The organism is Pseudomonas sp. FW305-E2 (genome assembly GCF_058782925.1).
In genome coordinates, this window is sequence record NZ_JBYSYE010000005.1 from 111898 (window position 1) to 127044 (window position 15147).

Annotated in this window: 16 protein-coding genes; all 16 read right to left on the bottom strand. The window is 58.7% G+C overall.

Annotated features, from left to right (window positions below; translation table 11 throughout):
• Position 1 precedes the first annotated feature (1 nt).
• The gene (locus AC3WLP_RS06995) at positions 2–1078 is read right to left on the bottom strand and encodes an ArsO family NAD(P)H-dependent flavin-containing monooxygenase (RefSeq protein WP_088512640.1); all 1077 of its coding nucleotides are present in this window, start codon (positions 1076–1078) and stop codon (positions 2–4) included.
• 348 nt (positions 1079–1426) lie between these two features.
• Positions 1427–1747 (bottom strand): hypothetical protein, encoded by a 321-nt coding sequence (locus AC3WLP_RS07000; RefSeq protein WP_088512641.1) that lies wholly within the window; start codon positions 1745–1747, stop codon positions 1427–1429.
• Positions 1748–1906: 159 nt separating this feature from the next.
• Positions 1907–3742 (bottom strand): glutamine--fructose-6-phosphate transaminase (isomerizing), encoded by a 1836-nt coding sequence (gene glmS, locus AC3WLP_RS07005; protein WP_088512642.1) that lies wholly within the window; start codon positions 3740–3742, stop codon positions 1907–1909.
• 3 nt (positions 3743–3745) lie between these two features.
• A complete protein-coding gene (locus AC3WLP_RS07010; protein WP_003253204.1) occupies positions 3746–4522 on the bottom strand; it encodes a DeoR/GlpR family DNA-binding transcription regulator in 777 nt (258 codons plus the stop codon).
• Positions 4523–4712: 190 nt separating this feature from the next.
• Positions 4713–6080, bottom strand: a complete 1368-nt coding sequence (gene glmU / locus AC3WLP_RS07015; RefSeq protein WP_003253201.1) for a bifunctional UDP-N-acetylglucosamine diphosphorylase/glucosamine-1-phosphate N-acetyltransferase GlmU — start codon at positions 6078–6080, stop codon at positions 4713–4715.
• Positions 6081–6198: 118 nt separating this feature from the next.
• Positions 6199–6618, bottom strand: coding sequence for a F0F1 ATP synthase subunit epsilon (locus AC3WLP_RS07020; protein ID WP_003253199.1), 420 nt, complete (start codon positions 6616–6618; stop codon positions 6199–6201).
• A 43-nt stretch (positions 6619–6661) separates the two neighbouring features.
• Complete coding sequence (gene atpD, locus AC3WLP_RS07025; RefSeq protein WP_003253197.1) at positions 6662–8038, bottom strand: F0F1 ATP synthase subunit beta; 1377 nt, start codon at positions 8036–8038, stop codon at positions 6662–6664.
• 27 nt (positions 8039–8065) lie between these two features.
• The gene (gene atpG, locus AC3WLP_RS07030) at positions 8066–8926 is read right to left on the bottom strand and encodes a F0F1 ATP synthase subunit gamma (protein WP_003253195.1); all 861 of its coding nucleotides are present in this window, start codon (positions 8924–8926) and stop codon (positions 8066–8068) included.
• Between the two features lie 48 nt (positions 8927–8974).
• The gene (atpA, locus tag AC3WLP_RS07035; RefSeq protein WP_012054152.1) at positions 8975–10519 is read right to left on the bottom strand and encodes a F0F1 ATP synthase subunit alpha; all 1545 of its coding nucleotides are present in this window, start codon (positions 10517–10519) and stop codon (positions 8975–8977) included.
• A gap of 21 nt (positions 10520–10540) precedes the next feature.
• Entirely contained in the window at positions 10541–11077 is a 537-nt protein-coding gene (locus AC3WLP_RS07040) for a F0F1 ATP synthase subunit delta (RefSeq protein WP_003253191.1), read from the bottom strand.
• Between the two features lie 12 nt (positions 11078–11089).
• Complete coding sequence (locus tag AC3WLP_RS07045; RefSeq protein ID WP_003253189.1) at positions 11090–11560, bottom strand: F0F1 ATP synthase subunit B; 471 nt, start codon at positions 11558–11560, stop codon at positions 11090–11092.
• A 56-nt stretch (positions 11561–11616) separates the two neighbouring features.
• Complete coding sequence (gene atpE / locus AC3WLP_RS07050) at positions 11617–11874, bottom strand: F0F1 ATP synthase subunit C (RefSeq protein ID WP_003097235.1); 258 nt, start codon at positions 11872–11874, stop codon at positions 11617–11619.
• 144 nt (positions 11875–12018) lie between these two features.
• Positions 12019–12888 (bottom strand): F0F1 ATP synthase subunit A, encoded by an 870-nt coding sequence (atpB, locus tag AC3WLP_RS07055; RefSeq protein WP_003253188.1) that lies wholly within the window; start codon positions 12886–12888, stop codon positions 12019–12021.
• 16 nt (positions 12889–12904) lie between these two features.
• Positions 12905–13312, bottom strand: a complete 408-nt coding sequence (locus tag AC3WLP_RS07060; RefSeq protein ID WP_003253187.1) for a F0F1 ATP synthase subunit I — start codon at positions 13310–13312, stop codon at positions 12905–12907.
• A 149-nt stretch (positions 13313–13461) separates the two neighbouring features.
• On the bottom strand, positions 13462–14334 hold the full coding sequence (locus AC3WLP_RS07065) for a ParB/RepB/Spo0J family partition protein (RefSeq protein ID WP_003253185.1): 873 nt from the start codon (positions 14332–14334) through the stop codon (positions 13462–13464).
• 9 nt (positions 14335–14343) lie between these two features.
• Positions 14344–15135: a ParA family protein gene (locus AC3WLP_RS07070; RefSeq protein ID WP_003253182.1), complete on the bottom strand. Its 792-nt coding sequence runs from the start codon at positions 15133–15135 to the stop codon at positions 14344–14346.
• Between the last annotated feature and the right edge of the window lie 12 nt (positions 15136–15147).

Below are 15147 nucleotides of genomic sequence, written 5' to 3' on the forward strand. Positions count from 1 at the left end.
ATCAGGCCTCCGCTTTCACCACAAACTGCTCGATTTCAGCTGCAGTACTGCGGGCAGTGCGGGTCACCCCGATCAAGGTTGCTGATGCAGAACCTGTCCACTCGCCATAGCCCACCAGCCACAGTCTGGGCTCACTCACAGATCGGGTCCCTTCGACCTCTACACGTCCTTGCTCAGTCACAACCCCAAGGCTGACGAGGTGTCCCAAGGCGGGTTTGAACCCGGTGCACCAGATCACTGCATCCACTGCGGTTTCCGAGCCGTCTGCCCAGACCACACCGTCAGGGGTGAAACGAACGAAGGGTCTCACCGCGTGCAGAACGTCTCGCTCACGCGCCTCCACCACAGGCGGGACCATTACCACGTCGCCCAGCCCGCCGACCGGCTGCTCAATGACACGCCCCTCCATCTGCGCTTTCCAGCGCTCTGTGGCCCGCTCGAACAGCACTCGGCCATCTACATCATCAGGGAGGAAAACTGGATCGGTAGGGGTTACCCAGGTCGCATCCGCTACTTTGGAAACCTCTGCGAGAATCTGCGCGCCGGAGTTGCCGCCGCCAACGACCAGAACGCGCTTGCCAGAGAAGGCCTGCGGTTCAACGTAGTGCGCCGAATGCAGCTGTTGCCCACGGAATAGCTCAGCGCCGGGGTAGACAGGTATGTTCGGATTGCTCCAGGTGCCTGTAGCACTGACCACAGCTTTGGCGTCCCAATGGCCAGACTCTGAATGGACACGTAGAGCGTCGGCAACGCGCTCGATCGAGGTGACGCCCACCGGCCGTTCAACTGGAAACTGATAGCGAGCCTCATACTGGGTGAGGTAGTCGATGACGTGCTCGCGAGAAGGATAGCCATCCTCCACAGGCGGCATCATCCAACCGGGAATGGAACTCCAGGTGGCCGGCGAGAATAGCCGCAGGGAATCCCAGCCGTGTCGCCAAGCACCACCGGCGCCCTGCTCGGCATCGAGGATGATGAACGAGAGATCTGTTCGGCGCAGGAAGTACGCCGTTGCCAGGGCGGCTTGTCCTCCGCCAATGATGACTACATCCCACAAGCGCTCTGCATGGGCTTTCATTTCACTCCCTCCGGACCATGGTCAGGCCCCATCTTCTCAGACGCTGCAGTAAGGGACTTGACGTAGGTCCTCTGCTGCAACGGTCACCAGCATTCAAAACCTACACGCAGCGCTACACGGGCTTATTGTCTATTTCCAGACGACTGGCCAAAGGAGAAAGCGAGATAACGGCTCGCAAGGCCTCATGATTGGCATCAGACCATGCCTGATCCAGCAAATCGTTGAGCGCGCCCTGCGTTGGAATTGACTGAAGGGCTTGCGTTGTTGGGTCGTACACGAAAGCGTAGAGACCTTTCTCAATCGCCCTAGAGACCTGGCGGTGCCAATTAAAATTGCCGCCATCAGTCATCATTCAGGGCAGAAGGAAGCATCCCATTCACTGAAGTGCTCCCCCTCAGAAAGGTACTGAGTGCCTGAGTAGGCAAAATCCCAGTCACTTTTGATGACGTGGAACGCTGCGTTCAGCGTGTGATTGTGAACAAGCCGATTGAAACCATAGCACCCCGGCCAGCCGATGGCTGCTGCGAGCCTTCTCACTTCGGCCGTCTTTATCACATGACGGGTACGCAGGGCTTCGAAGATCTCTGCCTTGGGCTCGGCCCAATAGAGCAGCAGGTTCCTTCTCACGTATGACGGAAGAGTTTCATCAGGCAGAATCGAGAGGGGCATGTGAAAACGCCAGTACAAGGAAGGGAGGGGTCACGCGGGGAGGCTGGTGTAACCGCCCGATGGAGGGGAGCGAGCGCTTCCCCTCTACCGACGACAGTTTTAATTGTTGGGCGACAGCTTTAATTCCACAAAATCAGCTGATCAACACCTGACTACCCGTTACTCGACAGTCACCGACTTGGCCAGATTGCGCGGCTGGTCAACGTCGGTCCCCTTCAGCACGGCCACGTAATAAGACAGCAACTGAAGCGGAATGGTGTACAGGATTGGCGCCAGGGCATCGGCAATGTGCGGCACCTTTATCACGTGGGTGCCTTCGCCATTGGTCATGCCAGCGTGCTCGTCGGCGAACACGACCAGCTCGCCACCACGGGCACGCACTTCCTGCAGGTTGGACTTCAGCTTCTCCAGCAGTTCGTTGTTGGGTGCAACGGTAACCACCGGCATGTCGTTGTCCACCAGAGCCAGCGGGCCGTGCTTCAACTCGCCTGCTGGGTAAGCTTCGGCATGGATGTAGGAGATTTCCTTAAGCTTGAGAGCACCTTCCATCGCCACCGGGTACTGCGCGCCGCGGCCGAGGAACAGGGTATGGTGCTTGTCGGCGAACAGCTCAGCAATTTTCTCGACGGTGGCATCCATGGCCAGGGCTTCGCCCAGGCGGGTCGGCAGGCGACGCAGCTCTTCAACCAGCTCAGCTTCGACACCGGCTTCCAGCGTACCGCGCACCTGACCAAGGGCCAGGGTCAGCAGCATCAGCGAAACCAGCTGGGTGGTGAATGCTTTGGTCGAAGCCACGCCGATTTCAGGCCCGGCCAAGGTCAGCAGGGTCAAGTCCGACTCGCGTACCAGCGAGCTGATACCCACGTTGCAGATCGCCAGGCTGCCAAGGAAACCCAACTCCTTGGCGTTGCGCAGTGCGGCCAAGGTATCGGCGGTTTCGCCGGACTGCGAGATGGAGACGAACAGCGTGTCCGCCTGCACCACCACCTTGCGGTAGCGGAACTCGCTGGCCACTTCTACCTGGCATGGGATGCCGGCCAGGCTTTCCAGCCAGTAACGCGCAACCATACCGGCGTGGTAGCTGGTGCCACAGGCAACGATCTGCACGTTGCGCACCTTGGCAAACAGGTCGGCAGCTTGCGGGCCAAAGGCCTGGACCAGCACGTTGTCCTTGCCCAGGCGGCCTTCAAGCGTGCGCTGAACAACGCTTGGCTGCTCGTGAATTTCCTTGAGCATGAAGTGGCGGTAAGTGCCCTTGTCGGCAGCCTCGGCACCTTCGTGATATTGCACGGTTTCGCGCTGGGCCTTGTTGCCCTGCTGGTCCCAGATAGAGACCTGATCACGGCGGATTTCAGCGATGTCGCCTTCTTCCAGGTACATGAACCGGTCAGTAACCTGACGCAGCGCCAGCTGGTCGGACGCCAGGAAGTTCTCGCCAAGGCCCAGGCCGATAACCAGCGGGCTACCACTGCGTGCGGCCACCAGGCGGTCCGGCTGCTTGGCACTGATCAGCGCGAGGCCGTAAGCGCCGTGCAGGCGCTTCACCGCCGCCTTAAGGGCGTCGGTCAGGTCTGGAATGCTCTTCAGGGTGTGGTGGATCAGGTGGACGATGACTTCGGTATCGGTCTGCGAAGTGAAGACATAGCCCAACCCCTTCAGCTCTTCACGCAGCTCCTCGTGGTTCTCGATGATGCCGTTGTGCACCACGGCCACGTCATTGCCCGAGAAGTGCGGGTGGGCGTTGCCTTCAGTCGGCGCGCCGTGGGTAGCCCAGCGGGTGTGGGCAATTCCCAGCTGGCCTGCCAATGGGTCATCAGCAACAGCAACCTCCAGCTCGCTGACCTTGCCGATGCGGCGGCGGCGCTGCAGTTCACCGGTCTGGGTGAGTACAGCCAAACCGGCACTGTCGTAACCGCGGTATTCAAGACGCTTGAGGCCTTCGATCAGGATGGCTGTGATATTACGCTCGGCGACAGCACCAACGATTCCACACATGTTTTATTGCTCCTGGCTGATCGCGGCGCAGATCAGGTTGATGCCGCGGGCTTGAATTTGTTCGCGCGCTGCTGCTGGCAGGCGTTCATCTGTAATAAGGGTGTGTACGCTGCCCCAGGGCAGCTCGAGGTTAGGGATCTTGCGCCCCACCTTGTCCGACTCGACCATCACGATCACTTCACGGGCAACTTCGGCCATGACCCGGCTCAGCCCAAGCAGTTCGTTGAAGGTAGTGGTACCCCGGCCGAGGTCGATGCCATCGGCACCGATGAATAATTGGTCGAAATCGTAGGAGCGCAGTACCTGCTCCGCGACCTGGCCCTGGAACGATTCGGAATGTGGGTCCCAGGTGCCACCGGTCATCAGCAGCACCGGCTCGTGTTCGAGGTCGCAGATTGCACGAGCCACATTGAGCGAATTGGTCATCACCACCAGGCCTGGCTGGCGCCCCAGCTCGGGGATCATTGCCGCCGTGGTGCTGCCGCTGTCGATGATAATGCGCGCATGTTCGCGGATACGCCCCACAGCGGCACGCGCAATGGCCTTTTTATACGAAGAGACGGGTTGTGCCGGTTCTCCGAGCAACTCTTGCGGCACCGGCACCGCACCACCGTAGCGGCGTAACAACAAGCCGTTGGTTTCCAAGGCGGCAAGGTCTTTGCGAATAGTCACTTCCGAGGTGGCGAAACGCTTGGCCAACGCGTCCACACTTACCTCACCCTGCTCGCTGAGCAGAGCCAGAATATTGTGTCGCCGTTGTGGTGTATTTCGTTTCGACATGTGCGTTTAAGTTTCGATTCGAAAGTTAATGATTGCAATCAAAACCTAAGACGCGCGATTCGTCAAGCTGTCGCTGACCTGTGGATTGTTTGTCTCTGCTTTGACGCGCTCCCTTTAGGCGCGGCAGCGCCAATAAAAAAGCCGACTTATTCACATAAGTCGGCTTTCGATCGAAACGGCTGTGAATAACTCAGCTCTTCTTGATCTTCTCCGGGCGCTTCCAGCCCGAAATGTTGCGCTGGCGCGCACGGGCAACAGCCAGGTCACCCGCTTCTACAGCCTGGGTGATGGTCGAGCCGGCTGCGGTGGTCGCGCCGGCCTTGATTTCCACAGGCGCCACCAGCGAGTTGTTCGAACCGATGAACACGTCTTCACCCATCACGGTCTTGAACTTGTTGGCGCCATCGTAATTGCAGGTGATGGTGCCGGCGCCGATATTGGTGCGCGCACCGATTTCGGCATCCCCCAGGTAGGTCAGGTGACCAGCCTTGGCCCCTTCACCCAGGTGGGCGTTTTTCAGTTCAACGAAGTTACCCACATGGGCCTTGGCGTCCAGTACGCTGCCCGGACGCAGGCGGGCGAACGGGCCAGCATCGCTGCCTTCGCCCATCACGGCGCCTTCGAGGTGGCTGTTGGCCTTGACCACCGCGCCTTTGCGCAGGGTCGTGTTCTTGATCACGCAGTTAGGGCCGATCTGCACATCGTCTTCGATGACCACCTTGCCTTCGAGAATCACGTTGATGTCGATCAGCACGTCACGACCAACGCTGACTTCACCACGAACATCGAAGCGTGCCGGGTCACGCAGGGTAACCCCCTGAGCCATCAGACGGCGGCCTTCACGCAACTGGTAGTGACGCTCCAGCTCGGAGAGCTGGCGGCGGTCGTTGGCGCCCTGCACTTCCATAGCGTCGTGTGGCTGTTCAGTGGCCACCACCAAGCCATCGGCCACTGCCATGGCGATTACGTCAGTCAGGTAGTACTCGCCCTGGGCGTTGTTGTTCGACAGGCGGCCCATCCAGTCGGCGAGGCGCGCGGCCGGCAAGGCCAGAATGCCGGTGTTGCCTTCCTTGATCGCTTTTTGCGCGTCGTTGGCGTCCTTGTGCTCAACGATGGCAGTTACCCTGCCCTGCTCGTCACGCACGATCCGGCCATAACCGGTCGGATCGTCGAGGGTGACTGTCAGCAGTCCCAGCTGCTGATCGTTGGCCTTCGCCAACAGACGCTGCAGGGTCTCCACTTCGATCAACGGCACGTCGCCGTACAACACCAGCACGGTGTCAGCGGTCAGCGCCGGCAGTGCCTGGGCAACAGCATGACCGGTACCCAGCTGTTTATCCTGCATGACGAAATTCAGGTCGTCAGCAGCCAGCCGCTCGCGAACCAGCTCGGCACCATGGCCAATGACCACATGAATACCTTGCGGCTGAAGTTGGCGCGCGCTGTGGATAACATGGCCGAGCATGGAATTGCCAGCTACCGGGTGCAACACTTTGGGCAGCGCCGAGCGCATGCGGGTGCCTTGGCCGGCGGCGAGAATAACGATATCGAGTGACATTACTGGCTACCAATCCTGGGCGGTCAGTGAAAGACCGGGGGAGAAAACAGAAAAAGAAAAAGGGTAGCCGAGGCTACCCTTTTACTCAATCGCAACAGAAGTTATCAGCCGGGGCCGATTACTTGCCTTTGCGCATTTGCTGGACGGTACGCAGCTGGGCTGCGGCCTCGGCCAGACGTGCGGCGGCGGCACTGTAGTCGAAGTCCGCGCCTTTCAGATTCAGGGCGTTCTCGGCAGCCTTGAGGGCCTCCTGAGCCTGAGCTTCATCCAGGTCTGTAGCACGTTGCACGGTATCGGCAAGCACCTTGACCATGTTCGGCTGAACCTCGAGGAAACCACCAGAGATGTAGAACACCTCTTGTGCGCCACCCTGCTTGGTCAGCGTGATCGGACCAGGCTTGAGATTGGTGATCAGCGGCGCATGGCCTGGAGCGATACCAAGATCACCCAGGTTACCGTGCGCAACCACCATCTCGACCAGGCCGGAGAAGATCTCTCCTTCCGCGCTGACGATATCGCAATGGACTGTCATAGCCATCTGCTTGCCTCAACCTGATAGCGCCCCTTGCGGGGCGCAGGAATTACAGTTTCTTGGCTTTCTCGATCGCTTCGTCGATGCTGCCGACCATGTAGAACGCTTGTTCTGGCAGGTGGTCGTAGTCACCTTTGAGGATGCCGCTGAAGCCAGCGATGGTGTCTTTCAGGGAAACGTACTTACCTGGCGAACCGGTGAAGACTTCTGCCACGAAGAACGGCTGCGACAGGAAGCGCTGGATCTTACGAGCGCGGGCTACCAGTTGCTTGTCGGCTTCGGACAGTTCATCCATACCCAGGATCGCAATGATGTCCTTCAGCTCTTTGTAGCGCTGCAGAACATACTGAACGCCACGAGCGGTCTCGTAGTGCTCGTTGCCGATCACGTTCGGGTCCAGCTGGCGCGAAGTCGAGTCCAGTGGGTCGACCGCTGGGTAGATACCCAGGGAGGCGATGTCACGGGACAGAACGACGGTGGCGTCCAAGTGGGCGAAGGTGGTCGCTGGCGACGGGTCGGTCAAGTCGTCCGCAGGTACATATACGGCCTGTACGGAGGTGATCGAACCTTCCTTGGTGGAGGTGATGCGCTCTTGCAGAACGCCCATCTCTTCAGCCAGGGTCGGCTGGTAACCTACTGCCGAAGGCATACGGCCCAGCAGTGCGGATACTTCGGTACCGGCCAGGGTGTAACGATAGATGTTGTCGACGAACAGCAGAACGTCGTTACCTTCGTCACGGAACTTCTCGGCCATGGTCAGGCCGGTCAGCGCTACACGCAGACGGTTTCCTGGTGGCTCGTTCATCTGACCGTAGACCAGCGCTACTTTGTCGAGAACGTTGGAGTCCTTCATCTCGTGGTAGAAGTCGTTACCCTCACGAGTACGCTCACCCACACCAGCGAACACGGAGTAACCGCTGTGTTCCATGGCGATGTTACGGATCAGTTCCATCATGTTTACGGTCTTGCCGACACCGGCACCACCGAACAGACCAACCTTACCACCCTTGGCGAACGGGCAAACCAGGTCGATAACCTTGATGCCGGTTTCCAGCAGGTCGTTGCCGCCTGCCTGGTCAGCGAACGAAGGCGCTGGCTGGTGGATACCGCGACGCTCTTCTTCGCCGATCGGGCCGGCTTCGTCGATCGGGTTGCCCAGTACGTCCATGATACGGCCCAGGGTGGCCTTACCAACTGGAACGGAAATGGCAGCGCCGGTGTCGACGACATCCAGACCGCGCTTCAGGCCTTCGGTCGAGCCCATCGCAATGGTACGAACCACGCCGTCGCCCAGCTGCTGCTGAACTTCCAGGGTGGTTTCCGCGCCTTGTACTTTAAGCGCGTTGTATACACTCGGCACGACGTCACGTGGGAATTCCACGTCGATGACGGCGCCGATGATTTGAACGATACGTCCGCTACTCATAGCTGGATCCTCTGAATATGTGAACCGTTAAACCGCGGCAGCGCCGCCGACGATTTCCGAGATCTCCTGGGTGATCGCAGCCTGACGCGCCTTGTTGTAGATCAACTGAAGCTCTTTGATCAAATCACCGGCGTTGTCTGTGGCGTTCTTCATGGCGATCATCCGGGCCGCTTGTTCAGCAGCGTTGTTCTCGACCACCGCCTGGTAGACCTGCGACTCCACGTAGCGCACCATCAAGCCGTCCAGCAGCTCTTTTGCGTCGGGTTCGTACAGGTAGTCCCAGTGATGCTTGAGATCCTGATCCGGGGTTGCCACCAACGGTACCAATTGCTCGACCGTCGGCTTCTGGGTCATGGTATTGATGAACTTGTTCGAAACCACCGAGAGGCGATCGATACGGCCGTCCAGGTAGGCGTCCAGCATCACTTTGACGGAGCCGATCAGATCGTTGATCGATGGCTCTTCGCCCAAGTGGCTGATCGCTGCTACGACGTTGCCGCCAAAGATGCGGAAGAAAGTCGCACCCTTGCTGCCGATCACGCACAGGTCGATTTCCACGCCCTGTTCGCGGTTTGCGCTCATGTCCTTGACCAGGGCCTTGAACAGGTTGGTGTTCAAGCCACCGCACAGACCACGGTCACTGCTCACCACGATATAACCAGCGCGCTTTACAGGGCGCTCGATCATGAACGGGTGGCGGTATTCCGGGTTGGCGTTGGCCAGATGACCGATCACCTGGCGGATACGTTCCGCGTAAGGACGGCTAGCAGCCATGCGCATTTGTGCCTTGCGCATCTTGCTGACCGCCACTTTCTCCATGGCGCTGGTAATTTTTTGCGTGCTTTTGATGCTCGCAATCTTACTGCGAATCTCTTTTGCGCCTGCCATGTATCACCTATCAGGTTAGCAAGCGGGGGCCTGAGCCCCCGCTGCGGCTTACCAGGTCTGGGTGGCCTTGAACTTCTCGATACCGGCTTTCAGGCCTGCGTCGATTTCGTCGTTGAAGTCACCCTTCACGTTGATCTTCGCCATCAGTTCAGCGTGATCACGGTTGAAGAAGGCGATCAGAGCTTGCTCGAAGCTGCCGATCTTGGAGACTTCTACGTCGATCAGGAAGCCACGCTCAGCGGCGTACAGCGACAGAGCCATGTCCGCGATGGACATCGGCGCGTACTGCTTCTGCTTCATCAGCTCGGTAACGCGCTGACCATGCTCCAGCTGCTTGCGGGTCGCTTCGTCCAGATCGGACGCGAACTGGGCGAATGCAGCCAGTTCACGGTACTGAGCCAGAGCGGTACGAATACCACCGGACAGCTTCTTGATGATCTTGGTCTGAGCGGCACCACCTACGCGGGATACCGAAACACCGGCGTTCACTGCAGGGCGGATGCCCGAGTTGAACATGGCCGATTCCAGGAAGATCTGACCGTCGGTGATGGAAATCACGTTGGTCGGAACGAACGCAGAAACGTCGCCAGCCTGGGTTTCGATGATCGGCAGAGCGGTCAGGGAACCGGTTTTGCCAGTGACAGCACCGTTGGTGAACTTCTCGACGTACTCTTCCGAAACGCGCGATGCACGCTCCAGCAGACGGGAGTGGAGATAGAACACGTCGCCTGGGTATGCTTCGCGTCCTGGTGGACGGCGCAGCAGCAGGGAGATCTGACGGTAGGCAACGGCCTGCTTGGACAGGTCATCGTAAACGATCAGTGCGTCTTCACCGCGGTCGCGGAAGAACTCGCCCATGGTGCAACCGGCGTATGGCGCCAGGAATTGCAGTGCGGCGGATTCCGAAGCACTGGCAACAACCACGATGGTGTTGGCCAGGGCGCCGGTTTCTTCCAGCTTGCGAACGATGTTGGCAACGGTGGAACGCTTCTGGCCGACAGCAACATAAACGCAGAAAATACCGGAGTTTTTCTGGTTGATGATGGCGTCGATGGCCATGGCGGTCTTGCCGATCTGACGGTCGCCAATGATCAGCTCACGCTGGCCACGGCCGACAGGGATCATGGCGTCGACGGATTTGTAACCAGTCTGTACAGGCTGGTCTACCGACTTACGCCAGATCACGCCTGGAGCCACTTTCTCGACTGCGTCGGTCTGGGTGTTGCCCAGAGGACCTTTGCCGTCAATCGGGTTGCCCAGTGCGTCGACGACGCGACCCAGCAGTTCCTTACCAACCGGAACTTCCAGGATGCGGCCGGTGCACTTGGCGCTCATGCCTTCGGCGAGGGTGTCATAGGCACCCAAGATCACTGCACCTACGGAGTCTTGCTCCAGGTTCAGGGCCATGCCGTAGACGCCGCCAGGGAACTCGATCATTTCGCCGTACATGACGTCGGCCAGACCGTGGATCCGCACGATACCGTCGGATACCGAAACGACGGTACCTTCGTTACGGGCTTGGGAGCTCACATCGAGGTTATCGATGCGGCCCTTGATGATTTCACTAATTTCGGAAGGATTGAGTTGCTGCATTGCTCTGCTGCCCCTTCAAACTCAAGATTTCAATGCTTCGGCCAGTTTCGCGATTTTGCCGCGAACAGAGCCATCGATTACCAGGTCACCGGCGCGGATGACGACGCCGCCAATCAGGCTGGCATCCTCCGACGCGTGCAGGCGCACTTCCTGGCCTAACCGTGCACTGAGAACCTTGGCGAGTTTGTCTTGCTGTTCTTGGTTCAACGCGAAGGCACTGGTGACTTCCACGTCCACGGATTTCTCTTGCTCGGCCTTGTACAGGTCGAACAGGGCGGCAATCTCCGGCAGAAGCAGGAGACGGTCGTTTTCCGCGGCAACATGAATGAAATTCTGTGCCTGTGCATTGAACTTGTCACCGCACACGTCAATGAACGTGGCGGCCTTTTCTGCGCTCGTCAGTCGCGGGGCCTTGAGCAGGCGCTGCATGGTGTCGTCTTGCGACACCGCAGCAGCCAGGCCGAGCATGGCTGACCAATTGGCCAGTTGCTGATGGGCCTGGGCATGCTCAAAGGCAGCCTTAGCGTAAGGTCGGGCCAACGTGGTCAGTTCTGCCATGATCGCCCTCGCTTAAATTTCAGCGGCCAGTTTGTTAACCAGCTCCGCATGCGCGTTTTGATCGATTGTGGCGCCAAGGATCTTTTCAGCACCACCAACGGCCAGAGCACCCACTTGGGCACGCAGGGCGTCTTTAGCGCTGTTCAGTTCCTGTTCGATCTCGGCCAGAGCCTGAGCCTTCACACGGTCAGCTTCGACGCGGGCCTGTTCACGGGCTTCCTCGACAAGCTGAGCAGCGCGTTTCTTGCTTTGCTCGATGATTTCGGCTGCTTGTGCTTTAGCTTCACGCAGTTGCTGACCCGCTTTCTCTTGGGCCAGCTCCAGGTCGCGAGCTGCGCGGTTGGCAGCGTCCAAGCCGTCGGCAATCTTCTTTTGGCGCTCTTGCAGAGCAGTGATGACCGGAGGCCATACATACTTCATGCAGAAGAGTACAAAAATCAGGAAAGCAACGGATTGGCCAATCAGGGTTGCATTAATGTTCACGCCAACACCTCGCTCGGTCTTAATTCATACAGCCATCAACTCGTGGTGACGAGTGATTAGCCGGCGATCTGACCAACGAACGGATTCGCGAAGGTGAAGAACAGAGCGATACCAACACCGATCATGGTTACGGCGTCGAGCAGACCGGCAACGATGAACATTTTGACCTGCAGCATCGGAACCATTTCTGGCTGACGAGCAGCGCCTTCCAGGAATTTGCCACCCAGCAGGCCGAAACCAATGGCGGTACCCAGAGCACCCAGGCCGATCAGCAGAGCAACAGCGATAGCGGTCAGACCAACTACAGTTTCCATCTTTCCTCCCGACTTTTACGTCGTATTGGTTAGGTTTTTAGTTTGAAGCGGTAAAACAAATCGTTTGGTACAGCATGCCCTTGCGGACTTTTTAAGCCCTCCCCCCGTACAGGCAGGGAAGGCTATCAGACACGCCAGGCGGTCTTAATGGTTATCTTCGTGAGCCATCGACAGGTAGACGATGGTCAGCATCATGAAGATGAAAGCTTGCAGGGTGATGATCAGGATGTGGAACACAGCCCACGCCCATTGCAGCACCACACCCAGGCCGCTGAGCCACAGCAGGCCGGAGCCGAACATTACAGCGATCAGGATGAACACCAGCTCGCCAGCATACATGTTGCCGAACAGACGCAGTGCCAGCGAGATCGGCTTGGCGATCAGGGTGACGAATTCCAGCAGGAAGTTGACCGGAATCAGCAGGATCTGCACGAAGATATTCTTGCTGCCAAACGGGTGCAGGGTCAGCTCACCGATGAAGCCGCCCAGTCCCTTGACCTTGATGCTGTAGAAGATGATCAGGGCGAAGACGCAGAAGGCCATGGCCAGGGTCGCGTTCGGGTCAGTGGTCGACACGGCGCGGAACGGAATGTGCGGGTCACCGGAAATCAGGATGGCCAGCTGAGGGATCCAGTCGACCGGTACCAGGTCGACGGCGTTCATCAGGAATACCCAGACGAAAATGGTCAGCGCCAGTGGTGCGATTACCGGGCTACGGCCGTGGAAGGAGTCCTTCACGCTGCCGTTGACGAAGTCGACCATCACCTCAACGAAGTTCTGCAGACCGCCAGGTTGGCCGGAAGTCGCCTTCTTGGCCGCCATGCGGAAGATCAACAGGAAGATCAGACCCAGCGCGACGGACCAACCCAGGGTGTCCAGGTGGAACGCCCAGAAGCCCATTGCCTTGGCTTCTGCAGCCGAATGGGCGAAGCCCCAGCTGCCGTCTGGTAGTTGACCGTAGGTCAGGTTCTGCAAGTGGTGCTGGATATAGCCCGAAGCGGTTTCTGCTGCCATGGTTGCCTCAAACGCCCTAAGGTCTCGAAAGTCTTTTATTCATCAGCAGGGGCGCGAACCAGCTGACCAAAAGGGTCAACACGAAGACGCCGAATACTGCTAGCGGCGCCAGTGGCTTCACTCCTGCAAAGGTCAGTGCAAAAAGCACTGCCGTCAAAATCATCTTGCCTGCCTCGCCAGCGTAAAACGACTTGACGATAGCTTGTGCCGCCCGAGCCCCGCTGAAGCGAAAAGCCTTCCAGGCGAAATACACATTGGGCAGCCAGGCAATCAAACCTCCGCAAAGGCCTGAATATCCACTGACCGACCCTTTCCACTGCCACACCACCAAGGTTGCCAGCAGCAGTACGACAAATTGAGCCAGCAGTACCGGAAAAACCGCCCAGCGATGGAAAGGCAGGCGGTTTGGCGTGCGTATTTCCATCACAACTGCTCCTCGGAAGTCGACCAACAAGTCAGCTATGACTTGGCATAATTTGTGCCGACAAAATGCGCGCAGAGTATAGGGGTGGATTAACCCCTATTCAACTCTTCGGTAGTGATTTCCGACTTCGCGCTACAACAGGAATTGTTTCAGCGGATGTGAGCGAGCACGCCTTGCAACTCATCAAGCGAGTTGTAGCGAATAACCAACTGGCCTTTGCCCTTGTTGCCATGACGGATCTGCACGGCCGAGCCCAGGCGCTCTGCGAGCCGCTGTTCAAGGCGTGCGATATCCGGATCAGGTTTGCTCGGTTCGACCGGATCAGGCTTGTCGCTGAGCCACTGACGGACCAGTGCCTCGGTTTGGCGCACGGTGAGGCCACGTGCGACAACATGACGCGCCCCCTCCTCCTGACGATTTTCATCCAGGCCGAGCAATGCACGGGCGTGCCCCATCTCCAGATCACCGTGGGCGAGCATGGTCTTGATCGCATCAGGCAAGGTAATGAGGCGCAGCAGGTTGGCCACAGTCACCCGCGACTTGCCCACAGCGTCAGCCACCTGCTGCTGGGTGAGTTCGAATTCCTGTTGCAGGCGCTGCAGGGCCATGGCCTCTTCCAGTGGGTTGAGGTCTTCGCGCTGGATGTTCTCGATCAATGCCATGGCGATGGCGGCTTCGTCGGGCACTTCGCGGACCATGGCCGGGATCGTGTCCAGGCCGGCCTGCTGAGTAGCGCGCCAACGGCGCTCACCGGCGATGATCTCGTATCGGTTGTCGCCAATCGGGCGTACCACGATCGGTTGCATCACACCATGGTTGCGAATCGAGTGCGCAAGCTCTTCCAGCGCCTCCGGGTCCATGTCCCGGCGAGGCTGATACTTGCCGCGCTGGACCAGCTCGACCGGCAGGTGTTGCAGTTCTTTCTGGTCGATCTTCACAGCCTGCTCTTCGAGCGCGCTGACGGAAGGACCACTGAGCAGTGCATCCAACCCACGTCCGAGACCCCGTTTCTTGACGGCCATACGGATTCCTTAAGTTGTTTGTGCAGTGCGTGATGGACGGCGTTGACGGCGTACCAGTTCCCCAGCCAGGGCCAGGTACGCCAGCGCGCCCCGCGATTGCTTGTCGTAAGCAAGGGCTGGCATGCCGAAGCTGGGGGCCTCGGCCAAGCGAATGTTGCGCGGAATGACCGTGTCGTACAGCTGAGGGCCAAAGTGCTCCTTCAACTGTGCCGAAACATCGTTGTTCAGGCTCAGACGCGGATCGTACATGGTCCGCAGCAGGCCCTCGATCTTCAACTCCGGGTTCAACCGGGCGGCGATACGCTTGATGTTATCCACAAGGTCGCTGAGACCTTCCAGTGCGTAGTACTCACACTGCATGGGGATAATCACGCCATCGGAAGCGACCAGAGCATTCAGCGTGAGCATCGACAGCGACGGCGGGCAGTCGATGAGGATGTAGTCGTAGTTATCGCGAATAGGCGCCAGGGCGTTGCGCAGACGGCTTTCCTTGACCTGCATTTCCAGCAGCACCACCTCAGCGGCGGTCAGGTCACGGTTTGCCGGCAGCAACTGGAAGCCTCCGTGCTCGGAGTAGTGCATAGCTTGGGCCAAGTCGCACTCCCCGATCAGCAGGTCGTAGACCGAATGCTCGAGCTCGTGCTTGTCCACACCGCTGCCCATGGTGGCGTTGCCCTGCGGATCGAGGTCGATCAGCAGGACACGACGCTTGGTCGCAGCCAGCGAGGCGGCGAGATTGATACAGGTGGTTGTCTTGCCCACACCACCTTTCTGGTTCGCGATTGCGAATACCTTAGCCATTGTTGCGAGTGT